A 22,347-nucleotide genomic window follows, 5' to 3' on the forward strand; every position below is an offset into this window, starting at 1 on the left:
ATCTTTGATTCGCAGTAAGCACCGTCGGCCAGCCGGCAAGAGGACCATTGCGCTGCTGGTTTGTTCTGCCTATCTCGAAGGATGATGATGACCTGTATCGGAACGGAAACGACATGCCAGTCGCACTGATTACCGGCGCCGCCGACCGGATTGGCGCGGCGATCGCGACCCGGCTCGCCGCCGAAGGCTATGCTGTCGTCATCCACTACCGCTCCTCGGGCGAAAAGGCCGAACTGCTGGCCGAGGCCATCGGCGCGGACGGCGGCAGGGCCGATATCGTGCAGGCCGACCTTGCGAAGCGTGAAGACCGGATGGCCCTCATCGCCCGCGCCGCCCAGCCGTTCGGCCCCATCACTACGCTGGTCAACAACGCGTCGGTCTTCGAGCCCGATAGCGCCGACACTCTCCATGAGGATCTCTGGGACCTGCACATGGCTGTCCACGCCGAAGCCCCGGTCTTCCTCGCCCGCGATTTCGCCGCGCAACTCCCCGAGGGGGAACAGGGCAACATCGTCAACATCATCGACGAGCGCGTGCTCACCCTCTCGCCCGATTATTTCTCCTACACTCTCTCGAAGTCCCTGCTCTGGACGGCCACGCGCACGCTGGCGCAATCTCTGGCCCCACGCGTTCGGGTCAACGCCATCGGGCCCGGCCCCACCCTCGCCAACACGCGCCAGAGCGAGGCCGAGTTCGAAGCCTCGCGCCGGCGCCTCCCGCTCGAAACCGGCGCCGATCCCGACGAAATCGCCGAGGGCACCGTCGCCATCCTCAATCTGCCCTCAATGACCGGGCAGATGCTGGCGCTGGATGGCGGCGAACATCTCGAATGGAGCGCGCGCAACGCTCCGACCCCGAGAAGACAATGACCGATATCGATCCCACCGGCCCCGAAATCATCAAGCGGTTCGTGCGGACCCTGCCCACCGGCGCGGGCGTCTATCGCATGCTCGATGAAAAGGGCGACGTGATCTATGTCGGCAAGGCGCGCAACCTCAAGGCGCGCGTCACCAACTACACCCGCTACGAGGGCAATTCGGTCCGCATCAACCGGATGATCTCCTCGACGCGTTCGATGGAGTTCGTACGCACCGAGACCGAGGCGCAAGCGCTTCTGCTCGAAGCCAACATGATCAAGCGCCTGCGCCCGCGCTTCAACGTGCTGCTGCGCGACGACAAGACCTTCCCCTATATCCTGATCGCCACCGATCACGAGGCGCCCGAGCTCACCAAGCACCGGGGAACGCGCCGCCGCAAGGGCCATTATTTCGGCCCCTTCGCCTCCGCCGTCGCCGTTTCGCGCACCATTACCGCCCTGCAAAAGGCCTTCCTTTTGCGCAATTGCTCGGACAGCTTTTATGCCGGCCGCACGCGCCCTTGCCTGCAGCACCAGATCAAGCGCTGCTCAGCGCCCTGCACCGGAGTTATCTCCATTCCCGACTACAATGAACTGGTCGATGAGGCGCGCGATTTCCTTTCTGGGAAAACCAAGGCCGTGCAGGATCATCTGCAAAAGGAAATGAACGAGGCTGCCGAGTCTTTGGATTTCGAACGCGCCGCCATGCTGCGCGACCGCCTCAGCGCCCTTGCACTGATCCAGGGCACCGGCGGCATGAGCGCCCAGAGCGTCGCCGAGGCGGACGTCTTCGCCATCCACAACGAGGCAGGCAATTTCTGCGTGCAGGTGTTCTTCTACCGCGCGCATCAGAACTGGGGCAATTACGCCTTCTATCCCCGCGCGGACGAAGCCATCGACAATTCAGAAGTGCTCGAAGCCTTCATCGCCCAGTTCTACGAAAACCGCATGCCGCCTCGGCTGGTACTGCTGTCCGAAGACCTGGCTGAAGCCGATGTGCTGCGCGAGGCGCTTTCAACCCGCGCCGAGCGCGCCGTCCGGATCGAAACCCCGCGCCGGGGTGAAAAGCGCGCGCTGGTCGAACAGGCGCTCACCAACGCACGCGAAGCGCTGGGCCGGCATCTTTCGGATTCGGCCAGCCAGCGCAAGCTGCTCGAGGCCATGGCCGATACCTTCGGCCTCGACGATAGCCCGCGCCGCATCGAGGTTTACGACAACTCCCACATCCAGGGCACCAACGCCGTAGGCGGCATGGTCGTTGCCGGCGCGGAAGGGCTGTCGAAAAAGCACTACCGCACCTTCAACATCAAATCCAAGGATCTCACCCCCGGCGACGATTTCGGCATGATGCGCGAGGTTCTCACCCGTCGCTTCACGCGGCTGGCCAATGAAAGTGAGGTCGATGCACAAGACGATGCCACGGAAATGCCCGATTGGCCCGACGTGCTGCTGATCGACGGTGGCGCCGGCCAGACCAATGCGGTCAAGGCCGTGCTGGCCGAAATGAACCTGCCGCGCGACGTCACCGTCATCGGTATTGCCAAGGGCGAGGAACGCAATGCCGGGCGGGAGACTTTCTTCATGGAAGGCCGCGAACCCTTCATGCTGCCGGCCCGCGATCCCGTGCTTTACTACGTCCAGCGCCTGCGCGACGAGGCGCACCGCTTCGCGATCGGCACCCACCGCGCGCGGCGCAAAAAGGAGATGGTCAAGAACCCGCTCGACGAGATCGAGGGCATCGGCCCCACCCGCAAGCGCGCCCTGCTCCAGCATTTCGGCTCGGCCAAAGCGGTGTCCCGCGCCTCGGTCGCCGACCTCGCCAATCTGCCGGGCATCTCGACCGCGATGGCACAACTGATCTACGATCACTTCAATCAGAGGTGATCAGGATGCACGACACAACCGTTGCAACTTTCCCCCGTTACCCTTCTCCCCTTGAGGGAGAAGGTGGGCTTTCGCCGCAGGCGAAAGGTCGGATGAGGGGTGCCATCGGCAAAGCCGATGAGCGGGCAGCGCCCGCTTTAACCAGGATCGAAAGAGCCCCCGCATGACCGAAACCCGCTTCGACATGGCCAAGCTGCCCAACTATCTCACCTATGCGCGCATCGCCGCCATCCCGGTGATCATGCTGATCCTTTTGGCCGACAACACCGTGCTGCGCTGGCTGGCCCTGCTGCTCTACATCGCCGCCGCCGTCACCGACTATTACGACGGCGCCCTGGCCCGCAAATACGGCACGGTTTCCGCCATCGGACGCATGTTAGACCCGATCGCCGACAAGCTCCTCGTCGGCGCGCTGCTGCTCGTCTTCTGCTTCGATGGCACCTTCGGGGTCTGGGACCTGATCCCGGCCACCATCATCCTCCTGCGCGAAATCTTCGTCTCGGGCATGCGTGAGTTCATGGGCACCGAAAAGATCGTCGTCCCGGTTTCCAAACTGGCCAAATACAAGACCACCGTACAGCTCGTCGCTCTCGCCGTGGTCATCGCCGAACCCCTGATCTTTGGCATGCGCGAAGTGAGCGATATCCTCTTGTGGCTCGCCGCCGCGCTGACGGCCATTACCGGCTGGCAGTACTGGCAGGGCGTCTCGGCCCATTTCGCCGACGAGGATGAAACCATATGAAGGTTCGGTATTTCGCCTGGCTGCGCGAACGCCTGGGACGCGACGGAGACGAGGTTACCCCGCCCGACACAGTCGCGACCGTCGCCGATCTCATCGACTGGCTGGCCGAGCGTGACGAAGGTTTCGCCCTCGCCACCGCCAACCGCAAGCTCATCCGCGCCGCCATCGATGACGAACTGGTCGACCACGATACCCCACTGGCCGGCACCGACAATGTCGCGCTCTTCCCGCCCATGACGGGAGGATAGAATGAGCGTCACCCTCCAGTCCGACCCGTTCGACCCCGGCGCCCTTTCCAACGCCTTCCTCAAGGCGACCAGCGGCGCCGGCGCCGCCGTGACCTTCACCGGCATGGTGCGCTCGACACCCGACGACCCCATCGTTTCGATGACGCTCGAACACTATCCCGCCCTCGCCCGGCGTCAGCTCGAGGACCTGCGCGAGAGCGCCATTTCCCGTTTCGATCTCCTCGCCGCCGAAATCATCCACCGCTTCGGCACGCTCTATCCGGGCGAACCCATCGTCCAGGTGATGACCCTCGCCGCCCACCGCCAGGCCGCCTTTGATGGCGCCAATTTCATCATGGACACCCTCAAAACCACCGCTCCCTTCTGGAAAAAGGAAGAGAACCCGCAAGGCACCCGCTGGGTCGAGGCCAAGGCAACCGACGACCAAGCGGCCGCCCGGTGGGAGTAAAAACCAGCACCGCCTCATCCCCTACCTGTCATTCCGGGATTTATTCCCCGAATCCAGCAGCAACCTGTCCATCGATGCCGGCAAAACAAAAAGGCCAGGGATTCATCCCCGGCCTTTGAACTTCACCGATAATGCGGCTTTTTATTCCGCTGCGGCCTGCTTGGGCTGCACTTCGGTCATATAGGCTTCCACCAGCGTGCGGCAGGCTTCGCCGGGGGTGAACTTATATTCGCCCACTTCGGAAACAGGCGTCACTTCCGCCGCCGTGCCGGTCAGGAAGCACTCGTCGAACCCGGCCAGTTCCTCGGGCTTGATATGCCGTTCGGTCACCGTATAGCCATTGGCCTTGGCAAGCCCGATCACCGTGCGGCGCGTGATGCCGTCGAGGAAGCAATCGGGGGTCGGGGTGGTGATTTCCTTGCCCTTGACGAAGAACACGTTGGCGCCCGTCGCCTCGGCCACATAGCCGCGATAGTCCAGCATCAGCGCGTCGGCAAAACCGGCGTCCATGGCGGCATGCTTGGAAAGCGTGCAGATCATGTAGAGGCCGGCGGCCTTGGCCTTGCACGGAATGGTTTCCGGCGACGGCCGCTTCCAGGGCGCCCACGTCAGGCGGATGCCCTTCAAACGTTCCTCGGTCGAGAAATAGCTCGGCCACACCCACGCGGCGATCGCCAGGTGAACCTTGTTGTCGCGCGCCGGAACCGAGATGGTTTCCGAACCGCGCCAGGCGACGGGGCGCATGTAGGCGTCGGTCAGCCCGTTCTTTTCGAGCACCTGACGGCAGGCCTCGTCGATCTCGTCGGCCGAATAGGGGATCGTGAAATCGAGAACCTTGCCCGAGGCGATCAGGCGATCGGTGTGTTCGCGCAGCTTGAAGACTTCGCCGCCATAGGCGCGCTGTCCCTCAAATACGCTGCTGGCATAATGAAGACCGTGGGTAAGGACATGAATCTTGGCATCCTTCCAGGGGACCATTTCCCCATCGAACCAGATCCAACCGTCTCGCTGATCCATTGGCACAGCGGCCATTTCTATCTCCCGATAATTATAGTCCGTATCATATCGCACGCATCGTGGATGCGCTTTGCCCTATAATGCGTCAATCTCTCGCCACTTGGCAAACCAAAGCGGCTCTGTGATAACTCATTAAACGTCAAAGATGTTGGAAGGACGATGCCAGCGCAACCGATAAATGTCAACAAGGCTGACATAAATTCCGCAATCTACGATTTCCCCGAAATGCCGATCGATATCATGGGCCTGTTCTTCTTCGCCTATAGGGACTTCGTGCGCGATGCGGATGCACTGCTTGAGATGCAGGGCTTTGGCCGCGCGCATCACCGGGTGATCTATTTCGTCAATTTGCGGCCCGGCATGACGGTCGCCGACCTGCTCGATATCCTGCGCATCACCAAGCAGAGCTTGGCCCGCGTGCTGCGCCAGGTGATCGATAGCGGCTATGTCGCCCAGCGTCACGGGGAGACCGATCGCAGGCAGCGCCTGCTGTTCCCCACCGAAAAGGGCCGCGATTTCTTCGAAGTGCTGAGCGCCACACAGGCCCGCCGCATCGATGCTGCCTTTTCAGCGCTTCCCGAGGATGCCAGGGACAATGTCCGGCATTTCTTTGCCGAGATGACAGAGCGGGGCGACCAGCAATTGCTCCGCACGCTGCGCCTCGTCGATCCGACGGGCTAGGCTGTCAGGCGTGCTTCTTGCGCGGCTGTTCCACAACTGCGTCGGGGGCCGGCGGCGCTTCGGGCACGGCAAGGCCGGCGCCGCCACCCTCGGTTTCCGCTTGATCGAGATCGCGAATCCACTCGCGCCACATCGAAACCAATAGCGCCATCAGCACCGGGCCGACGAACAGCCCCACGAACCCCATTGTCTTGACGCCCCCGACCAACCCGAAAAACGTGGGCAGGAACGGCAGCTTGATAGGTCCGCCGACCAGCTTGGGCCGCAGCGTCTTGTCGACGATGAACAGCTCCACCGAGCCCCAGATGAACAGCGCGATGCCGGGCACGACCGAGCCGCTGGCCACGAGATAGATCGAAACCAGCGTGAACGAGAGCGGCGCCCCGCCGGGAATCATCGCGGCAACGCCGGTGATCACCCCCAGCAGCACCGGAGAAGGCGCGCCAGCCAGCGCATAGGCGATGCCCAGCACGATACCCTCGCCGATCGCGATGATCGTCATGCCGGTGACGGTCGAGCTGATCGTTGCGGGCACCACGCGCGACAGCCGCTGCCAGCGCACGGGCAGGATGCGCTCGCCGAATTTGTCGAGCTGGGCCGAAAGATTCGCTCCATCGCGATAGACGAAAAGCAGCGCGACCAGCATGAACAGCAGGTTCAGCGCCAAATCGAGGAAGCTTCCGCCCGCCGCCAGAATGGTCTGGTAGATGTTATAGACGTTTGCTCCGCCGATCACCGCCACATACTGACCCAGCGCACCCGGCGCGCCAATGTAGAGATCCCACTGCTCGACCGCCCAATCGCCTATCAGCGGCAGTGTCGCAAACCAGTTCGGAGCCGCCGAGCCATTGGCATTGGTTGCAAGCACCCAGCTGATCAACTGCCGCGCCTCGTTGGTGGCATATGACAGCGCCATCAGGATCGGCACGAGGATGAACAGCACGATCACCGCGATCATGATGGATGCGGCCAGCGTCCTGTTGCCGCCGACGCCCGAGAGCACCCGCCGATAGATCGGCCAGCTCGCAAAGCCGATGATCAGCGCCGCAAGCACCGGAACCAGAAAGCCGTGGAAGAAATAGACGCAAGCCAGAAGGATCAGGATGACCAGCCAGCGTGCCAGGGACATTGGCGGCACGAGCGCCGAGCGCGTGGAACCGAGTAATCGAGGCTCGCGCTCGGAATGGGAAACGTCCAGCTTGGTCACATGCACCGTCCGGTGTTCGTTTCAGTCACCTATAAAGCGCTTATGTTACAGGTGAAAAGGACTTTTCGCTGTTCAAATGCGCATCGGCGCGTTCACAGAAAAGTGGATATCACTTTTTCGGTTCGGAAACGCACCAAAACCAGTGATTCTACGGCCATTCCGAATAAAAGCGCCAGCTTACAAAAGCCGGCGGCCATTGGGCACGGCTTTGTCGATCGCCGCCAGAACGATAGCGCCGCCCTCGTCCTCGAACCCGAGCGTAAGCACTTCGGACTTGAGCGGCCCGATCTGGCGCGGCGGAAAATTGACCACGGCCATCACCTGCCGCCCGACGAGCTCCTCGGGCGAATAATGCACGGTGATCTGCGCCGAAGATTTCTTGACCCCGATCTCAGGCCCGAAATCGATCATCAGGATGATGGCCGGCTTGCGCGCTTCGGGAAAAGGCCGCGCCTCGATGACCGTACCCGTACGGATATCGACCTTGAGGAAATCCTCGAAGCTGATCGTCTCGGTCATCGTCCCAGCTCTTCGCTCCGCCTGCGGGCCGCCTCTACCGCGCGATCCATCAAGGCACCCAGCCCGTCGGGCGCCATCAGCACCTCGAGCGCCGCCTGCGTGGTGCCATTGGGCGAGGTCACGTTCTCGCGCAGCCGACCGGCCGGGCTTGCGTCGGCATCCATCAGCGCCGCGGCGCCGATCACCGTCTGCCGGGCCAGTGCCATGGCGGTCTCGGCACTCAGCCCCTGCGCTTCGCCCGCCGCTGCCATGGCCTCGACCAGATGAAACACATAGGCCGGCCCCGATCCCGACACGGCCGTCACCGCATCGATCAACGCTTCGTCCTCGACCCAGACCACTTCGCCCGCCGCCGAAAGAATCGTTTCCGCCAGCTCCCGATCCGCGTCCGTCACCGCATTGCCCGCGAACGCCCCGGAAATCCCCTTGCCGATCTGTGCCGGCGTATTGGGCATCGCCCGCACCACCCGGCCACTTCCCGTCCCGCCGGCGATCCTGTCGGTCGAAATACCCGCCGCAATCGAAATGACCAATGTTTGAGGACCGGCCAGCGCCCCGACCGTATCGAGCACCGCCCCCATGACCTGCGGCTTGACGGCGAGAACGATCACGCGCGGCGCCGTCTCCGGCAATTCCGTAAAAAGCTGTGCGCCATGCTCGGCGGCAAAAGCCGCCACGCTTTCATGGGGCTGCGGGTCGACCAGCGTCAGCGAGGAGCCCGGCAATCCGCCGCGTATCCATCCCGCCGCCATCGCCATGCCCATCTTGCCCGCGCCGACCAGCAGCACGCCCCCCGCATCGGCGAGGCTCATGCCTCACCCACGGTTTCGAACATCACCTCGGCCAGCGCATCGGCCGCCGATTTGCCCGCCCAGACGACGAACTGGAACGCCTGATAGTAGAGATCGCAGCTTTCGGTCGCCGAGCGCAGCAGCGCCTCGCATTGCTGCGGCGACACCTCGGCCCCACCCGAGAGCAGGTGCGAATTGCGGAACAGCACGACGCCTTCCTTGCTCCAGATGTCAAAATGGCCGATCCAGAGCTGTTCGTTGATCAGCGAGATCAACTGCTTGATCTCCCCACGCCGCGCCTCGGGCACCTTGAGGTCGAACGCACAGGCGAGATGAAGGGATTCCATCTCCTCCATCCAGTTGAACGAGACGTGGTAGTCGCTCCAGCCGCCCTTGACCGAGATGGAAATCTCGTCGGCATCCTGTCGCTCGAACGACCAGTCGTTGATCGCGGCGATATGCTCGATGATATCCACCGGGTGGATGGTCCGATCCAGTTCCAATTCAAGGAGAGACATGGCTGGCTCCGCACGCTTGTTGCGTTTGTTCGAAGATGCTGCGTCGGGCGGGATGCCAGACGCACTACGCGGCACAACCGAACCGGCCAGACCGGAACCCAGATGTACGAATCGTCGTTGAAATCGACTCTACACCGGAGCCCCCGGACGCTCCCATAAACGCGGGCGCAAAACCGGAATTCTCTTGTGGATGATCGGAGTAAGGTGGTTAACGGGGTCTTAACGAAAGCCCCAATCCACAGGCCTGTGAACTGGCTTTCAGCGCTGCCGCCCATGCTCGAGATCGAGCGCCCATTTATCGCTGCCATGGGCACGGGCCATCGCTGCGGCGGCCATGTTGTCATAGGCGACCTGCCGCAGATTGACGTGCCATTTGCCGGCCGAATTCTCGACGACGGCATAGGCCGCCGCCGGCGACAGGCGCCCCGCGGACTCGGGATCGTTCATATTGAACGAGGGCCGCCCCACGCTGCCGGGATTGAAGACGATCCGCCCGTCCGGCAGCGTGATCACCCGCGCGATATGGGTGTGGCCGCAGCAATAGACCGGATAGCGCGCCTCGGGCAGTTCGGCTTCGATTTCATCGGTCGAGGCGACGCCGAAGCCCTGCCTTTTCACCTTGCGGTCCAGCCAATAGGTCTCGTCGGATCGCGGCGACCCATGGCTCAGAAAGATGGCATCGCGGTAAACCGCGGTCGCGGGCAAAGTCCGAAGCCAATCCATCGGCATGCCCTTGATCTGATCGACGATCCAGCGATCGCTTTCGTCGAGGTCGTCATGATCGCCTTCCATAAGGTAGCGATCGGTGTTGCCCCGGATCGCCACCATATCGAGCCCGGCCAGAATATCCGCCGTCCGGCGCGGCTCGAGCGGGCCGGCGAAATGATCGCCCAGGTTGAGGATTTTTTCGACCTCATGCCGCTCGATATCGGCCAGGACCGCGTCGAGCGCCAACCCATTGCCATGAACGTCCGAGATGACCGCGACCTGCATCGAAGCCTCCCTATTCGGTCTTTTCCCCGCCCTTCAAGGCGTCGATTTCGCGGCGCAACGCCTCGATTTCCTCGCCCTGGATCGTCACCATTTCGCGCAGCGCGTCGTAATCCTCGCGCTTTACGAGGTTGAGATCGTTGACGATACGCTCCATCTGGCCGCGAAATGCGCTCTCGGCCTCACGGCGCGCGCCGTCCGCCATCGAGGCGGCATCGTTCATGAGCCGCCCAAGATCGTCGAAAAACTTTTGTCCTTGCGACATCGCTTCTTCCTCTGGTTTGGCCCATCGGCCCGTTGCCCTGATATGTAGGGTCTTAACACGCGCTTGACCAGAGCCGGTCCGGACAGGCATGTTCCGCGCGCCGACCCGGCTTGCCCTTCACTTGCTCCGAGCGACAAACGTGCCATTCCCCGCAATCGATCCCGTAGCCTTTGCCATCGGCCCCATCGTCATCCGCTGGTACGCGCTGGCCTATCTGGCCGGCATTTTCCTCGGCGTCGGCTATGGCATGCTGATCCTGAGGCGAAAATCGCTCTGGGCCAACGGCAACCCGCCCATGACGCCGGACGAATTGTTCGATTTCACCTTCTGGATCGTGATCGGCATCATCGTCGGCGGGCGTCTGGGCTATGTCCTGTTCTACAATCCCATGGTCTTTGCCGCCGACCCCGCCCAGATCATCGCCCTCTGGGACGGTGGAATGAGCTTCCACGGCGGCATGCTCGGGCTGATGATCGCCATGATCGTCTATCTGCGCCGCAAGAACGCGAACGTTTTGTCCGGCCTCGATCTTCTGGCCTGCTGCGCCACCATCGGCCTGTTTTTGGGCCGTGTCTCCAATTTCATCAATGGCGAGCTCTACGGCTCGGTCACCACCATGCCCTGGGGCGTAGTCTTCCCCGGCGCCGGCGAATTGCCGCGCCACCCCAGCCAGCTCTATGAAGGCCTGCTCGAAGGCGTTCTGCTGTTCCTCGTCATCCGCTATTTCACCCACGTCAAGCTGGTGCTGCGCCAGCCCGGCACCGCCGCCGGCATTTTCGGCATCGGCTACGCGCTCTCGCGCATTTTCGTCGAATTCTTCCGCCTGCCCGACAGCCATATCGGCTATCTCGCCTTCGGCTGGCTCACCATGGGCATGGTGCTGTCGGTGCCGATCCTGATCGCCGGCATTGCGCTGGTCTTCTGGGCCCAGTCCCGCCGTCGCCATGCCTGATCGGGGCCTCTCGCTTGGCGATCTGATCGACATGCAGATTCGCCAGACCGGCCCCATGTCGCTGGCCACTTATATGGGTCTGTGCCTCACCCATCCCACGCGCGGCTATTACCGCAAGTCCGACCCGCTGGGTGTAAAGGGCGATTTCATCACCGCCCCCGAAATCAGCCAGACCTTCGGCGAAATGATCGGCGCCTGGATCGCCGATCTCTATTTCCAGATGGGTGCGCCAGAAAAATTCACCCTGCTCGAACTCGGGCCGGGTCGCGGCACGCTTCTGGCCGACGCCCTGCGCGTCGCCGCCCGCGCCGGCGGCTTTGCATCAGCGCTCGACCTCAGGCTCTATGAGACCAATCCGGTTCTCATCGACATGCAACGCGACAGGCTCAAAGCCTATTCCCCCCAATGGGTCGACGACATCGAAGCGGTCGGCAGCGCCCCGTTGATCGTCATCGCCAACGAATTCTTCGATGCCCTGCCAGTCCGCCAGTTCGTCCGCCGCGCCGGCAAATGGTACGAACGCAGCGTCGGGCTTTCGGACGGAAAGCGCACCTTCGGCCTTTCGCCCACCCCCTATGAGGAAGCGTTGATCGGCGAGGCTTTCGCCGATGCGCAGGATGGCGAAGTGGCCGAGATCGGTCTTGCCGCCCAGCAGTTCATGGGCCAGGTCAGCCGCCTTATCGCCCCACGGGGCGGCGCCATCCTGGTCATCGATTACGGGCACGCCCGCACCCAGCCGGGCGAAACCCTCCAGGCCCTCGCCCGCCATGCCCATGTCGATCCCCTTGCCCAGCCCGGCGCCGCCGATCTCACCACCCATGTGGATTTCCAGGCGTTGGGCCGCGCTGCGCGCATGGCTGGGTTGATCGTCTCCCCCCTTGCCGAGCAGGGTCGGTTTCTTACATCCTTGGGGCTGGTCGAGCGCCATTCGGCTCTCGCCACGGCAAACCCTGACAAGGCCCCGTCCCTCGCGAAGGCCTTCGATCGGCTCACCTCGTCCGATCAGATGGGAACGCTGTTCAAAGTCCTGTCCGCGTCGAGCCCCGGCCTCAGGCCCGCGGGCTTTTTGCCTTGAGCGTTTTGCCGTTCGAAAACGCGAAAATCGAAAAGGAGCAATCCGGACATCTGCCCGATTGCTCATGAAGAAAGCCAAGCCTCACATGCATCCGCCCCTCGAACAGAGCCCCGCCCTCACCCAGTTCACCGGCATCCGTCATGGTTTTTTCGGCCGACGCGGCGGTGTATCGGATGGCGAATTCGCTTCGCTCAACGCCTCGCGCATGGTCGGCGACGACACGGCCAATGTCGTTGAAAACGTCCACCGCGCCGTCATGGCTCTCAAGGGCGGGCCGATCGAGATCGCCTTGGTGCGGCAGGTGCACGGCACGGGCGTTCATACGGTGGACAAGGCCTATAACGTTGCCGACCGGCCCGAAGCCGATGCGCTGGTGACCGACCGCACCGGCATCGCCCTGGGCATCCTCACCGCCGATTGCGCTCCCATTCTGCTCGCCGACGCCGAGGCTGGCATCATCGGCGCGGCCCATGCCGGCTGGAAGGGCGCCGTGGGCGGCGTCCTCGCCCGCACCGTGGAAGCCATGGAAGCTCTCGGAGCCCGCCGCGCCAACATCGCCGCCGCCATCGGCCCCTCGATCTCCCCGGAAAATTACGAAATCGGCGAGGACATGGCCGAAACCATCAGAGCCGACTTCTCCGATGCCGCGGATTTCATTGTTATGAACGGCTGGCCCAAGCCCCATTTCGACGTCGGCGGCCTCGTCCGCCATCAGGCCGGCCAACTGGGCCTGCGGGTGGTCGAAATCGTGGGCGGTTGCACCTATGCCCACCCCGACCTCTATTTCTCGCACCGCTACGCCACCCACCACGGAACCCGCGCCGGCCGCCAGATCGCGCTTATCGCGCGCGGATGAAGCCGGAACAATGCGTGCAGATCGGCAACACCATCACCACCCCGTAACCTTCATGCAAAAGTCATATTGAAGTCGCGGCGCCCAGGGTCTAAACGTCCGCCCAACAAACTCGGGCATTGGCGGTCCCGGGTGTCAGGGCGACAGACAGAGGCTGACCATGAAGCTGGTGACGGGCAACTCAAACCTCACCGTGGCCAAGGCCGTATCCAATTATCTCGAAATTTCCCTAACCGACGCATCGGTGAAGAAATTCGCCGACAAGGAAATCTTCGTCGAGATCCACGAGAACGTGCGCGGCGAGGATGTCTTCATCATCCAGTCCACGTCCTATCCGGCCAACGACCATCTGATGGAGTTGCTGATCCTGATCGACGCCATGCGCCGTTCGTCGGCCCGGCGCATCACGGCGGTGCTGCCCTATTTCGGCTACGCCCGCCAGGATCGCAAATCGGCCCCGCGCACCCCGATCTCGGCCAAGCTGGTGGCCAATCTCATCACCCACGCCGGCGCCAACCGCATCCTGACCCTGGATCTGCATGCTCCCCAGATTCAGGGCTTTTTCGATATTCCGACCGATAACCTCTACGCCGCACCGGTTCTCACCCGCGACATCGCCGAAAACTACGACACCTCCAAGGTGATGATCGTTTCCCCCGACGTCGGCGGCGTGCTGCGCGCCCGCAACGTCGCCAACCGCATCGGCGCCCAGCTCGCCATCGTCGACAAGCGCCGCCCGCGCGCCGGCGTTTCCGAAGTGATGAACATCATCGGCGATGTGGAGGGGCAATCGTGCATCCTCATCGACGATATCGTCGATTCCGGCGGCACGCTGGTGAACGCTGCCGAGGCCCTGCTCAATGCCGGCGCCAAAGAAGTTTCCGCCTATATCACCCACGGCGTTCTCTCGGGCGACGCTCCCCAGCGCATCGCCAATTCGCGGCTCAAGGAGCTGGTCACCACCGACTCGATCGAAATGACCGAAGCCGTCGCCAAGGTCGACAAGATCCGCCACCTCTCCATCGCCACCCTGATCGGCGAAGCCATCGCCCGCACGGCGTCCGAACAGTCGGTGTCGAGCCTTTTCGACTGACCCGGCGGCATCGCGCCCCGATCGGTTAACGAGGCCTTAATTCAGGCATAAGCAGCCGCGCGATCTGTCCTCCCGCCCGAAAATCGGGAACTTTCATGGTTAATGAAAGGCTAACCGGGCGGGGGATTTTGACCCATGAGCGCGACTCAGCCACAAGCATCGTTTGCACGTGGAACTTTGGACTGGCTCCGGCATTTTTCGTTTTTACGGAATCTCCGGTGGGGCAAGCCAGCCATGACTGCGGGCACTGCGTATGTGGATGTATCAGTGACCAAGCCCCCTCTCCGTCACCCGCTGGTGACACCGCGTTCGTCTGCCGAAGATGAACTCAAGGCCCTTCTCGATGAAATTCCCACGTGGTCGGACACGATGCTCGTGCATATGCACAAGCGGTTCGGCACCAGCCGGCTGTTCCGTGTCCATCACGATCCCGAGGGCGAATTGACCGACCGCGCCATGGCCCTGCGCGCCGAGGCGCTTGCCGAAATGGAACGCCGTGGCCTCTCGCCCCTCGAAGACCAGGACTAGACCCAGATCGGTGTCTGCCGCAAAGCCCTGAACTCGTTTGACCGCACTTGGGCCACTTGCCCAGTTTCCCGCTCTCCTATATAGACGCGGCCCATGAAGCGCTCGTCACCCCTGGAGGACGGGCGCGCGTTCCTGTTGGTACAGGACGCACCCAACCAATGGATGATTTCCATGAGCGTCGAGCTTAAGGCTTCGGTGCGGGACCGGGTGGGCAAGGGGGCCGCTCGTGAACTGCGTCGTCAAGGTCTGGTTCCTGCCGTTATCTACGGCGACAAGAAAGCCCCTCTGTCCATCGCCGTGTCCTACAAGGACACCTTCCGCAAGATTCACGATGGCGGCTTTCTTTCGCACGTCATCGAGATCGACGTGGATGGCGAAAAGCACCGCGTGATCCCCAAGGATTACCAGCTTGAACCCGTGCGCGACTTCCTCGTGCATGTGGATTTCCTGCGCGTGGGCAAGAACACGACCCTGACGGTCGATGTTCCGGTTCACTTCGAGAACGAAGAAAAGTCCCCCGGCCTCAAGAAGGGCGGCGTGCTCAACATCGTTCGCCACACCGTTGAAGTCTCCTGCCCCGCAAATTCGATCCCGGAAAACCTGGTCATCGATCTTACGGGCACCGAAGTCGGCGATTCGCTGCACATTTCGGCCGTGACCCTGCCCAAGGGCGTCACCCCCACGATCACCGATCGCGACTTCACCATCGCCACCATCGCGGCCCCGTCCGCCCTCCGCTCGTCGGAAGGCGCTGAAGACGAAGCTGCCGATGAAGGCGAAGCTGAAGACAAAGACGAAGAATAATCGTTTCGGGCTGGCGGCCTCCGCCAGCCCATCCCGCTTTTCCGGAGAGATGCGATGCACCTGATCGTAGGGCTCGGCAATCCCGGCGCCGAATATGCCGCCCACCGGCACAATATCGGCTTTCTGGCCGTCGACGAAATCGCCCGCCAGCACAATTTCCCCCCCTTCCGCCAGAAGTTCTCCGGCCTCGTCTCCGAGGGCGTGATCGATGGCGAGAAAATCATGCTTTTGAAGCCGCAGACCTTCATGAACCGCTCGGGCGATTCCGTCGCCCAGGCCGCCCAGTTCTATAAGCTCGCGCCGGCCGATATCTCCGCCATCCACGACGAACTCGACCTCGCCCCCGGCAAGGTCCGCATCAAGGCTGGCGGCGGCAATGGCGGCCACAACGGCCTGCGCTCCATCGAAAGCCACCTGGGCAAGGATTTCATCCGCATCCGCCTCGGCATTGGCCACCCCGGCCACAAGGACCGCGTCCACTCCCACGTGCTGTCCAACTTCCACAAGGCCGACAACGACTGGCTCGAACCCCTCCTCGACGCCCTGGCAAAAAACGCCGGCCTGATCGCCAAGGGCGACGCCGCCGGCCTGATGAACAAACTCGCCCTGGCCGTCCCCTCCGCCAAGCCCGAAAAGGCCGAAAAGCCGGCCCCCAAGGCCCAATCCCACATCCGCCAGGCCCGCCCTTCGACCCCGCAAGCCAAGGTGCCCAGCTCCGGCCCCATGGCCGACATGCTCAAAAAGCTCTTCCGTAACAAGGATTGAGTGGACCAACACCACCTCAGCGCGCCCCTCACCCCCTTCCCCTCGGGCAGCGCTTGAGGCTTGTTTGAGCACTGCCCCAGGTCCCCTTCTCCCCTTGAGAGAGAAGGTGGGCTTTCGCTGAAAGCGAAAGGTCGGATGAGGGGTGCGCTGAGGTTGCACAGCCACCACGGTTGCATTTGCCCCCGCCCTTGACTTCTCCCCCACTCTGCACGAGTTAATCCCCAACGATTTCCCAGCGCCCCACAGCGCCATCCCCCGAGGTTTCCCATGGGTTTCAAATGCGGCATCGTCGGCTTGCCCAATGTCGGCAAATCGACGCTTTTCAACGCCCTCACCCAAACCGCCGCCGCCCAGGCCGCCAACTTTCCCTTCTGCACCATCGAGCCCAATATCGGCGAAGTCTCCGTCCCCGACGAACGCCTCACACGGCTCGCGGCAATCGGAAAATCGCGCGAAGTGATCCCCACCCGGCTCTCCTTCGTCGACATCGCCGGCCTCGTCAAAGGCGCGTCCAAGGGTGGAGGCCTGGGTAACCAGTTCCTGGCCAACATCCGCGAATGCGACGCCATCGCCTATGTGCTGCGCTGCTTTGAAAACGACGACATCATCCACGTCTCCGGCAAGGTCGATCCCATCGCCGACGCCGAAGTCGTCGAAACCGAACTGATGCTGGCCGATCTCGAGAGCCTGGAAAAGCGCATCGGCGGTCTGGAAAAGAAAATCCGCGCCAACGACAAGGACGCCAAGCTCACCCTCGATCTGGTCAACCGCGCCAAGACGCTGCTCGAAAACGGCAAGCCCGCCCGCCACACCGAGCGCGCCGAAGACGAGGAAAAGGCGTTCAAGGAACTCCAGCTCCTCACCGCCAAGCCGGTGCTCTATGTCTGCAACGTCGATGAATCCGCCGCCGCGACCGGCAATGAGCACACCAAAAAGGTCGAAGCCTACGCCAAGGACCAGGATGCCCGCGTGGTGGTGATCTGCGCCGAGATCGAAGCCGAACTCGCCGGTCTCGACGATGCCGATCGCGCCGACTATCTCTCCTCGCTCGGCCTTGAAGAACCCGGCCTCAACCGCCTGATCCGCGAGGGCTACAAGCTCCTGCACCTGCAGACCTATTTCACCGTCGGCCCCAAGGAAGCCCGCGCCTGGACCATTCCCGTGGGCACCAAGGCCCCCCAGGCCGCCGGCGTCATCCACTCCGATTTCGAACGCGGCTTCATCCGCGCCCAGACCATCGCCTACGACGATTTCATCGCCCTGGGTGGCGAAGTCGCCGCCAAGGAAGCCGGCAAGGCGCGCGACGAAGGCAAGGAATACGTCGTCAAGGATGGCGACGTGATGCTCTTCAAGTTCAATACCTAGAGCCTATTCGGGCCTGCATCTCTTGCAGGCCCGAAATCCCGCCGCCACGCAATCCTCGACGGTTTCGAAAAACCGGCAATTTTGTTCCAGCGGCGTGCGCGACGCACATCCCATTGTGCAAAAAATCCCCGTCGATCCCACCCCGACGAACACCTCCCCCAGATAGCGGCGGTCGCGCGCCGCCAGGGAGGCATAAAGCTCAGCGGTTTCGCTCAATTCGGCCACGACACTGCTCCTTCGATCTACCCGTCTCTTCCACCATTCCCCGTTCGCCCGCGACCCGATTTTCCCAATCCGTCGCCCGAATCGCCTATTGTCTGCGCCCCGGACGGGCAGGAGGCGAGGAAATGAAGTTCGATCTGGCTCTCATCTCTCCCCCGATCCGAACCATCCTCTCGCACTATCTCAAGACGGCCCGCCTCATCCTCCTCGCCGTTTTAGCCACCACGATGCTCGGTTCGCTCGCCAGCATCGCCGCGCCCTATCTCTTTTCCCGCCTTATCGATCAGTTGACCCTGGCCGCCGCCATCACCGGCCTCCTCTGGGCCTTCATGGCCTATGCGGTTCTCATGGGCGCCGCGTACGCACTCCAACGCATGTCGAGCTTTCTCACCTTCATGACGGCGGAAAGCCTCAACTTTGTCACCTCCACCTCGTTCTTTGCCCGTCTGGTCGAAAAAACCTCATCGTTTTTCCTCGACCACAACCCCGCCGAAATCGAAAGCGCCCAGCAGAAGGGCTCGAGCGCCCTCAACATCGTCGTCCAGTTCGCGCTCGCCGCCATCCTGCCCTCCATCGCGCAACTGGTCCTTGCGCTGGGCCTGCTCGGCACCGTGCTCGATTTCGATATCGCGCTCATCGTCCTCGTCTATGGCATCGTCTATATCGCGCTGGTCACCCGCGCCGCCACGATCACCCGCCCCCACCTCGATGCGGCCATCGAACAGTCCCAGGCCAGCTCGCGGTTCGTGGGCAACGCCATTTCCTCGATGGATACCCTGCGCCAGTTCCAGTCCGACCGCTGGATGATCGGCCAGTTCACCACCCGTGAGCGTTCGGTTCTCGATGCCTTCGGCCGCTACGCCACCACCCAGATGCGCTATGCCCTGGTGTTCGGCCTGGCGCTCGCCGCCCAGTTCGCCATCACCCTCTGGCTGCTCGTCCCCCGCGTCGTTAACGGCGATCTGACGGTGGGCGATCTCGTCCTGTTCAACACCCTGCTGCTCCAGCTCAACATGCCCTTCCAGATGATGGGCCAGGCCATCCAGCAGTTCAATCAGTCCTACTCCAGCTTCCTGCCCTTCGCCCGCATGTGGCAGGCCGAAACCCATGACGATCCCGAAACCACCGGCAATTTCGCGATAACCCAAGGCTCCATCGCGTTCGAAGCCGTCTCCTACCTCTACCCCAACGGTCGCGGCGTTTCCGATGCCAGCTTCACCGCGCGCCGCGGCACCATCACCTACATCACCGGCGATACCGGCGCGGGCAAGTCCACCCTGTTCAAGCTGCTGCTGAAAGCCATGCGCCCCACCAAGGGCACGATCACCGTCGACGACATCGATCTCAACGCCATCGCCCGCGCCGACTGGTTCGCCCACGTCGCCTCGGTCCCCCAGGATATCGTGCTTTTGAACGATACGCTGGCCACCAACATCGTCCTCGGCCGCCCCTTCGACGCCGCCCGCCTCCGCCGCGCCGCCGAACGCGCCGCGATCCTGGGTTTCATCGAGGGTCTGGAGCAGGGTTTCGAAACAATCGTCGGCGAGCGCGGCCTGAAACTTTCCGGCGGCGAACGCCAACGCATCGCCATCGCCCGCGCCCTCTACGCCGATCCGGCCATCGTCCTCCTCGACGAAGCAAGTTCAGCGCTGGATGCCGAGACGGAAAAAGACATCATGGACCAGCTCCGCCTCCTGCGCGACGAGGTCACCATCATCGCCATCACCCACCGCCTCAGCGTCATCGCCCCCGACGACAATGTGGTGAAGATCGGCCGCGACTCTTCCCCCCTATCACCCTAGACTTGATCCTCGCTCCCGTATCGGCGCCCGAAAATCTTCCGACCTTCCCTCACTCTCCTCGTCATCCTCGGGCTTGACCCGAGGATCCACGCCCACTCCCAGTGCCCCTTGCCCCACCCCCCATTCCGCGTACAATACAAATTGACGTAACGGGCAGCCCAATGACCAATCCGATAACCGCCGACCGCCGCCATTTCGAAGATCTTTCGGTCGGCGAAACCATCCCCCTCGGCCCGCGCCGGGTCAGCAAGGCCGATATCATCGCCTTCGCCACCGAGTTCGATCCCTTCCCTTTCCACCTCGACGAAAAGGCCGCCAGGGCCAGCCTTCTCGGAGGTCTTGCCGCCAGCGGCTGGCAGACGGGCGGGCTGTCGCTGCGCATGCTGGTCGATGAATTTCTCTCCAAAATCGCCTCAATGGGCGGTCTGGGCTTCACCGATCTCAAATGGAAGCGCCCCCTGATGAAGAACGACACGCTCTCGGGCACGGCCACCATCACCTCGCTCCGCCGCTCGGCCAGCCATCGCCAGATGGGTATCCTCACCATCGCCTTCGACATGCGCAACCAGAAGGACCAGCAGGTGATGACGCTCAATCTCACCAATCTCGTCGAGGTCCGCGACCCGTCCGCCCCCATCGCCGGGGCCGCCCAATGACCCGCTGGTTCGAGGACGTCGAGCTCGATACCCCGTACGATCTGGGCAGCCACACCTTCACCCAGGCCGAAATCATCGATTTCGCAAGCCTTTACGATCCGCAGTATTTCCACACCGATCCCGAAGCGGCCCGGCACTCCCATTTCGGCGGCCTTGTCGCCTCGGGCTGGCACACGGTCAGCGTCGGCCACCGCATGATGGTCGATCGCCTGGAAGCCGAAGAGGATGTCGTGCGCGCCGAAGGGGGAGAACCGGGCGTTTCCGGCCCCTCTCCCGGCGTCAATCGCATGGATTTCAAGGCGCCCGTCCGCCCCGGCGATACCGTCCGCTACACGCTGACCGTCACGGGAAAACGCCCCTCGAACTCCATCCCCGGCTGGGGCTTGCTCTTCAACCTCATCGAGGCGCACAACCAGCACGGAGAACTGGTCTATTCGGCCGATCTCGTGGGCTTTTCCAAACGCCGGGACTACAAAATGCCGCTCAAAGTCAAAGCCGCCATGGCCCTCGCCAAACTGCCAGGCCTCAGGACGCTGGCCCGCCGATGAGCCCGCTTCAGCGCATCGCCATTGCCCTGGCCGGCCTTCTGGGTGCCTCGGGCGTCGCCGCTGCCGCCGCGTCGTCCCACGCCGGCGCGGCGCTGCTTGGCCCCTATTCGCTGATCGCGTTGACCCACGCGCCGGCCTTGCTGGCTTTGGCGCTGGCCTCGCTTCCGCGCATTTTCTCCATTGCCCTTACCGTTCTCATGGCCGGCGTCACGATCTTTTGCGCCGACCTCGCCACCCGCTATCTGTGGGGCGCTTCGCCGCTTCCCCTGCTGGCGCCCGTCGGCGGGGTGACGATGATCGCGGGCTGGCTCCTCGTCATCGTCTGCGGGCTCTTTGCGCGACGCGGTTGACAGGATGATTTTCCTGTGTTTTCATCACCGCGTTCCATAAAGGACATATGAGGTCCCGACTCCGATGATCTGATACCGTAACGCGTCAGCGCAGATGCCCAAGGCACGCCTTGCCAATATTCGGCCAGGCAATGGAGCACGCGATGATGTCGAGATATCGGATTTCTGGAAGTCGGCGTTGACCCGCCTTCAATTCCCCTAAACAGCGAAGCTGGTCACCTGAGCGGCACAACAGGTCCTGTTAGGCCTGAAAATGCCCGCATCGCCTGGCGTTCGTCTTCCCATCCGATTTATCCATCGGCACATCTCCCTCCGCCAACAGCGCGGCAGCAAGCCTGTCCGCGCGCTCCGGGCGTCCTGCGCTGCGCGCATCCTTCCGCCGAACAAAGCAAGGCAACTGTCGCCAGCGATAGCTGGCCGGCACGGTTCCTCCGCCCCCCAATCGCTCCCCGCCCGAACCCGATCGTGCGGTACGGCATGCTATTGCCGCAGAGGAATAAATACCTACAAAAGAGGTTTCACATGCAAGGCAAGATGTACAGGCTCACCGGCACCGGGCTCTTCGGCAAATCGCGGCTCCCCAAGGCCCAGCGTCAAATGCCGCCGTTGCCCGCGCGGCGTCGGGACAGGATCGAAGATCACCTTCCCCGCACCGACAATGCTCCCCTGCCCCTGCCCGACAAGCTCAAGGGCAAATAGCCATCACCGGCCGGCGTTCGCGCCGGCCTTTTCCGCATCGGCTTCGCGCCCAGCCCATACCGCGCCGATACGCGGCATGTTGATTTCGATCCAATCAGCCAGCCCCCGCACCTTTTCGGCAGCCTCTCGACCAAGCGGCGTAAGGCTGTATTCCACATGCGGCGGCACCACGGGATAAGCCACCCGATCGACGATGCCGTCCTCCTGCAGCCATTGCAGTGTCTGGGCCAGCATGCGCTCGCTCACCCCGCCGATCTTGTTTCGCAATTCGCTGAACCGGTGCGTTCCCTCCAGAAGCGCGACGAGCACCAGCACGCCCCAGCGGCTCGTCAAATGCTTGAGCACATCGCGCGACGGACACGTCTGCGCAAAAAGCTGCCCGCGCTCCATGGCCTGCGACAGCGTTATCGGAACCTCTTCGCCAACAGCTTTCGCCATTTTCAAACTAACCTTCATGTTCGTACTTACT

General features: G+C 62.8%; 28 protein-coding genes. 19 read left to right on the forward strand and 9 right to left on the reverse strand.

Annotation, left to right across the window (positions count from 1 at the left end):
- The first annotated feature begins 113 nt into the window (after positions 1-113).
- From V4T21_RS13425 to V4T21_RS13445, 5 genes are all read left to right on the forward strand, one after another.
- A complete protein-coding gene (locus V4T21_RS13425) occupies positions 114-869 on the forward strand; it encodes an SDR family oxidoreductase (RefSeq protein WP_332717635.1) in 756 nt (251 codons plus the stop codon).
- Positions 830-2,740 carry an excinuclease ABC subunit UvrC gene (gene uvrC, locus V4T21_RS13430; protein ID WP_440589656.1) on the forward strand — a complete coding sequence of 637 codons (1,911 nt, stop codon included), beginning with the start codon at positions 830-832 and terminating at the stop codon, positions 2,738-2,740. Before V4T21_RS13425 ends, uvrC begins: the two co-directional genes overlap by 40 nt.
- Positions 2,741-2,903: 163 nt before the next feature.
- Positions 2,904-3,482 (forward strand): CDP-diacylglycerol--glycerol-3-phosphate 3-phosphatidyltransferase, encoded by a 579-nt coding sequence (gene pgsA / locus V4T21_RS13435; protein WP_332717637.1) that lies wholly within the window; start codon positions 2,904-2,906, stop codon positions 3,480-3,482.
- Positions 3,479-3,730, forward strand: coding sequence for a molybdopterin converting factor subunit 1 (gene moaD, locus V4T21_RS13440; RefSeq protein ID WP_332717638.1), 252 nt, complete (start codon positions 3,479-3,481; stop codon positions 3,728-3,730). The genes pgsA and moaD overlap by 4 nt, the downstream gene beginning before the upstream one ends.
- A gap of 1 nt (position 3,731) precedes the next feature.
- A complete protein-coding gene (locus V4T21_RS13445; protein WP_332717640.1) occupies positions 3,732-4,178 on the forward strand; it encodes a molybdenum cofactor biosynthesis protein MoaE in 447 nt (148 codons plus the stop codon).
- Positions 4,179-4,319: 141 nt separating this feature from the next.
- Here the strand turns inward: V4T21_RS13445 and V4T21_RS13450 are convergent, their stop codons facing one another.
- Positions 4,320-5,210 carry a branched-chain amino acid aminotransferase gene (locus tag V4T21_RS13450; protein ID WP_332717642.1) on the reverse strand — a complete coding sequence of 297 codons (891 nt, stop codon included), beginning with the start codon at positions 5,208-5,210 and terminating at the stop codon, positions 4,320-4,322.
- A 210-nt stretch (positions 5,211-5,420) separates the two neighbouring features.
- Here V4T21_RS13450 and V4T21_RS13455 point away from each other — a divergent pair, with 210 nt between their 5' ends.
- Positions 5,421-5,876 (forward strand): MarR family winged helix-turn-helix transcriptional regulator, encoded by a 456-nt coding sequence (locus tag V4T21_RS13455; RefSeq protein ID WP_332717644.1) that lies wholly within the window; start codon positions 5,421-5,423, stop codon positions 5,874-5,876.
- A gap of 4 nt (positions 5,877-5,880) precedes the next feature.
- Here V4T21_RS13455 and V4T21_RS13460 read toward each other — a convergent pair whose 3' ends face one another.
- The 6 genes from V4T21_RS13460 to V4T21_RS13485 all read right to left on the reverse strand — a co-directional run bounded on the left by V4T21_RS13460 (position 5,881) and on the right by V4T21_RS13485 (position 10,166).
- Positions 5,881-7,083, reverse strand: coding sequence for an AI-2E family transporter (locus tag V4T21_RS13460; protein WP_440589657.1), 1,203 nt, complete (start codon positions 7,081-7,083; stop codon positions 5,881-5,883).
- A gap of 177 nt (positions 7,084-7,260) precedes the next feature.
- Entirely contained in the window at positions 7,261-7,602 is a 342-nt protein-coding gene (locus V4T21_RS13465) for a tRNA-binding protein (protein WP_332717646.1), read from the reverse strand.
- Positions 7,599-8,414 (reverse strand): pyrroline-5-carboxylate reductase, encoded by an 816-nt coding sequence (gene proC, locus V4T21_RS13470; protein WP_332717648.1) that lies wholly within the window; start codon positions 8,412-8,414, stop codon positions 7,599-7,601. The genes V4T21_RS13465 and proC overlap by 4 nt, the downstream gene beginning before the upstream one ends.
- Complete coding sequence (locus V4T21_RS13475) at positions 8,411-8,911, reverse strand: type III secretion system chaperone family protein (protein WP_332717650.1); 501 nt, start codon at positions 8,909-8,911, stop codon at positions 8,411-8,413. Before V4T21_RS13475 ends, proC begins: the two co-directional genes overlap by 4 nt.
- Positions 8,912-9,169: 258 nt before the next feature.
- A complete protein-coding gene (locus V4T21_RS13480) occupies positions 9,170-9,904 on the reverse strand; it encodes a metallophosphoesterase family protein (RefSeq protein WP_332717652.1) in 735 nt (244 codons plus the stop codon).
- Between the two features lie 10 nt (positions 9,905-9,914).
- Positions 9,915-10,166, reverse strand: coding sequence for an accessory factor UbiK family protein (locus V4T21_RS13485; protein WP_332717654.1), 252 nt, complete (start codon positions 10,164-10,166; stop codon positions 9,915-9,917).
- Positions 10,167-10,254: 88 nt separating this feature from the next.
- On the opposite strand from V4T21_RS13485, the gene lgt reads away from it, so the two are divergent.
- From lgt to ychF, 8 genes are all read left to right on the forward strand, one after another.
- Positions 10,255-11,118 (forward strand): prolipoprotein diacylglyceryl transferase, encoded by an 864-nt coding sequence (gene lgt, locus V4T21_RS13490; protein ID WP_332717656.1) that lies wholly within the window; start codon positions 10,255-10,257, stop codon positions 11,116-11,118.
- A complete protein-coding gene (locus V4T21_RS13495; protein ID WP_332717658.1) occupies positions 11,111-12,193 on the forward strand; it encodes a class I SAM-dependent methyltransferase in 1,083 nt (360 codons plus the stop codon). Before lgt ends, V4T21_RS13495 begins: the two co-directional genes overlap by 8 nt.
- 64 nt (positions 12,194-12,257) lie before the next feature.
- Positions 12,258-13,049: a peptidoglycan editing factor PgeF gene (gene pgeF / locus V4T21_RS13500; protein ID WP_332717660.1), complete on the forward strand. Its 792-nt coding sequence runs from the start codon at positions 12,258-12,260 to the stop codon at positions 13,047-13,049.
- A 157-nt stretch (positions 13,050-13,206) separates the two neighbouring features.
- On the forward strand, positions 13,207-14,139 hold the full coding sequence (locus V4T21_RS13505; RefSeq protein ID WP_332717662.1) for a ribose-phosphate pyrophosphokinase: 933 nt from the start codon (positions 13,207-13,209) through the stop codon (positions 14,137-14,139).
- 267 nt (positions 14,140-14,406) lie between these two features.
- Entirely contained in the window at positions 14,407-14,667 is a 261-nt protein-coding gene (locus V4T21_RS13510; protein ID WP_332717664.1) for a hypothetical protein, read from the forward strand.
- 171 nt (positions 14,668-14,838) lie between these two features.
- Entirely contained in the window at positions 14,839-15,471 is a 633-nt protein-coding gene (locus V4T21_RS13515; RefSeq protein WP_332717666.1) for a 50S ribosomal protein L25/general stress protein Ctc, read from the forward strand.
- Positions 15,472-15,525: 54 nt separating this feature from the next.
- A complete protein-coding gene (pth, locus tag V4T21_RS13520) occupies positions 15,526-16,236 on the forward strand; it encodes an aminoacyl-tRNA hydrolase (RefSeq protein WP_332717668.1) in 711 nt (236 codons plus the stop codon).
- Between the two features lie 267 nt (positions 16,237-16,503).
- A complete protein-coding gene (gene ychF / locus V4T21_RS13525) occupies positions 16,504-17,601 on the forward strand; it encodes a redox-regulated ATPase YchF (protein ID WP_332717670.1) in 1,098 nt (365 codons plus the stop codon).
- A gap of 3 nt (positions 17,602-17,604) precedes the next feature.
- Here the strand turns inward: ychF and V4T21_RS13530 are convergent, their stop codons facing one another.
- Positions 17,605-17,826, reverse strand: coding sequence for an Ada metal-binding domain-containing protein (locus V4T21_RS13530; RefSeq protein ID WP_332717672.1), 222 nt, complete (start codon positions 17,824-17,826; stop codon positions 17,605-17,607).
- 122 nt (positions 17,827-17,948) lie between these two features.
- Here V4T21_RS13530 and V4T21_RS13535 point away from each other — a divergent pair, with 122 nt between their 5' ends.
- The 5 genes from V4T21_RS13535 to V4T21_RS13555 all read left to right on the forward strand — a co-directional run bounded on the left by V4T21_RS13535 (position 17,949) and on the right by V4T21_RS13555 (position 21,878).
- Positions 17,949-19,625, forward strand: a complete 1,677-nt coding sequence (locus V4T21_RS13535; RefSeq protein WP_332717674.1) for an ABC transporter ATP-binding protein — start codon at positions 17,949-17,951, stop codon at positions 19,623-19,625.
- Positions 19,626-19,786: 161 nt separating this feature from the next.
- The gene (locus V4T21_RS13540; RefSeq protein WP_332717676.1) at positions 19,787-20,281 is read left to right on the forward strand and encodes a MaoC family dehydratase; all 495 of its coding nucleotides are present in this window, start codon (positions 19,787-19,789) and stop codon (positions 20,279-20,281) included.
- Positions 20,278-20,829 (forward strand): MaoC family dehydratase, encoded by a 552-nt coding sequence (locus V4T21_RS13545; RefSeq protein WP_332717678.1) that lies wholly within the window; start codon positions 20,278-20,280, stop codon positions 20,827-20,829. The genes V4T21_RS13540 and V4T21_RS13545 overlap by 4 nt, the downstream gene beginning before the upstream one ends.
- The gene (locus V4T21_RS13550; RefSeq protein WP_332717680.1) at positions 20,826-21,179 is read left to right on the forward strand and encodes a DUF423 domain-containing protein; all 354 of its coding nucleotides are present in this window, start codon (positions 20,826-20,828) and stop codon (positions 21,177-21,179) included. Before V4T21_RS13545 ends, V4T21_RS13550 begins: the two co-directional genes overlap by 4 nt.
- A 522-nt stretch (positions 21,180-21,701) precedes the next feature.
- On the forward strand, positions 21,702-21,878 hold the full coding sequence (locus tag V4T21_RS13555) for a hypothetical protein (protein ID WP_332717683.1): 177 nt from the start codon (positions 21,702-21,704) through the stop codon (positions 21,876-21,878).
- 3 nt (positions 21,879-21,881) lie between these two features.
- On the opposite strand, the gene V4T21_RS13560 is transcribed toward V4T21_RS13555, so the two are convergent.
- On the reverse strand, positions 21,882-22,316 hold the full coding sequence (locus tag V4T21_RS13560; protein WP_332717685.1) for a winged helix-turn-helix transcriptional regulator: 435 nt from the start codon (positions 22,314-22,316) through the stop codon (positions 21,882-21,884).
- Between the last annotated feature and the right edge of the window lie 31 nt (positions 22,317-22,347).

Source organism: Pelagibacterium mangrovi, assembly GCF_036662815.1.
Taxonomy (GTDB): Bacteria; Pseudomonadota; Alphaproteobacteria; order Rhizobiales; family Devosiaceae; genus Pelagibacterium; species Pelagibacterium mangrovi.

Coding starts and splice junctions, on each gene's coding strand:
- V4T21_RS13425 (WP_332717635.1), top strand. CDS start 114: ATGCCAGTCGCACTGATTACCGGCGCCGCCGACCGGATTGGCGCGGCG.
- uvrC (WP_440589656.1), top strand. CDS start 830: ATGGAGCGCGCGCAACGCTCCGACCCCGAGAAGACAATGACCGATATC.
- pgsA (WP_332717637.1), top strand. CDS start 2,904: ATGACCGAAACCCGCTTCGACATGGCCAAGCTGCCCAACTATCTCACC.
- moaD (WP_332717638.1), top strand. CDS start 3,479: ATGAAGGTTCGGTATTTCGCCTGGCTGCGCGAACGCCTGGGACGCGAC.
- V4T21_RS13445 (WP_332717640.1), top strand. CDS start 3,732: ATGAGCGTCACCCTCCAGTCCGACCCGTTCGACCCCGGCGCCCTTTCC.
- V4T21_RS13450 (WP_332717642.1), bottom strand. CDS start 5,210: ATGGCCGCTGTGCCAATGGATCAGCGAGACGGTTGGATCTGGTTCGAT.
- V4T21_RS13455 (WP_332717644.1), top strand. CDS start 5,421: ATGCCGATCGATATCATGGGCCTGTTCTTCTTCGCCTATAGGGACTTC.
- V4T21_RS13465 (WP_332717646.1), bottom strand. CDS start 7,602: ATGACCGAGACGATCAGCTTCGAGGATTTCCTCAAGGTCGATATCCGT.
- proC (WP_332717648.1), bottom strand. CDS start 8,414: ATGAGCCTCGCCGATGCGGGGGGCGTGCTGCTGGTCGGCGCGGGCAAG.
- V4T21_RS13475 (WP_332717650.1), bottom strand. CDS start 8,911: ATGTCTCTCCTTGAATTGGAACTGGATCGGACCATCCACCCGGTGGAT.
- V4T21_RS13480 (WP_332717652.1), bottom strand. CDS start 9,904: ATGCAGGTCGCGGTCATCTCGGACGTTCATGGCAATGGGTTGGCGCTC.
- V4T21_RS13485 (WP_332717654.1), bottom strand. CDS start 10,166: ATGTCGCAAGGACAAAAGTTTTTCGACGATCTTGGGCGGCTCATGAAC.
- lgt (WP_332717656.1), top strand. CDS start 10,255: ATGTTCCGCGCGCCGACCCGGCTTGCCCTTCACTTGCTCCGAGCGACA.
- V4T21_RS13495 (WP_332717658.1), top strand. CDS start 11,111: ATGCCTGATCGGGGCCTCTCGCTTGGCGATCTGATCGACATGCAGATT.
- pgeF (WP_332717660.1), top strand. CDS start 12,258: ATGAAGAAAGCCAAGCCTCACATGCATCCGCCCCTCGAACAGAGCCCC.
- V4T21_RS13505 (WP_332717662.1), top strand. CDS start 13,207: ATGAAGCTGGTGACGGGCAACTCAAACCTCACCGTGGCCAAGGCCGTA.
- V4T21_RS13515 (WP_332717666.1), top strand. CDS start 14,839: ATGAGCGTCGAGCTTAAGGCTTCGGTGCGGGACCGGGTGGGCAAGGGG.
- pth (WP_332717668.1), top strand. CDS start 15,526: ATGCACCTGATCGTAGGGCTCGGCAATCCCGGCGCCGAATATGCCGCC.
- ychF (WP_332717670.1), top strand. CDS start 16,504: ATGGGTTTCAAATGCGGCATCGTCGGCTTGCCCAATGTCGGCAAATCG.
- V4T21_RS13535 (WP_332717674.1), top strand. CDS start 17,949: ATGAAGTTCGATCTGGCTCTCATCTCTCCCCCGATCCGAACCATCCTC.
- V4T21_RS13540 (WP_332717676.1), top strand. CDS start 19,787: ATGACCAATCCGATAACCGCCGACCGCCGCCATTTCGAAGATCTTTCG.
- V4T21_RS13545 (WP_332717678.1), top strand. CDS start 20,278: ATGACCCGCTGGTTCGAGGACGTCGAGCTCGATACCCCGTACGATCTG.
- V4T21_RS13550 (WP_332717680.1), top strand. CDS start 20,826: ATGAGCCCGCTTCAGCGCATCGCCATTGCCCTGGCCGGCCTTCTGGGT.
- V4T21_RS13555 (WP_332717683.1), top strand. CDS start 21,702: ATGCAAGGCAAGATGTACAGGCTCACCGGCACCGGGCTCTTCGGCAAA.
- V4T21_RS13560 (WP_332717685.1), bottom strand. CDS start 22,316: ATGGCGAAAGCTGTTGGCGAAGAGGTTCCGATAACGCTGTCGCAGGCC.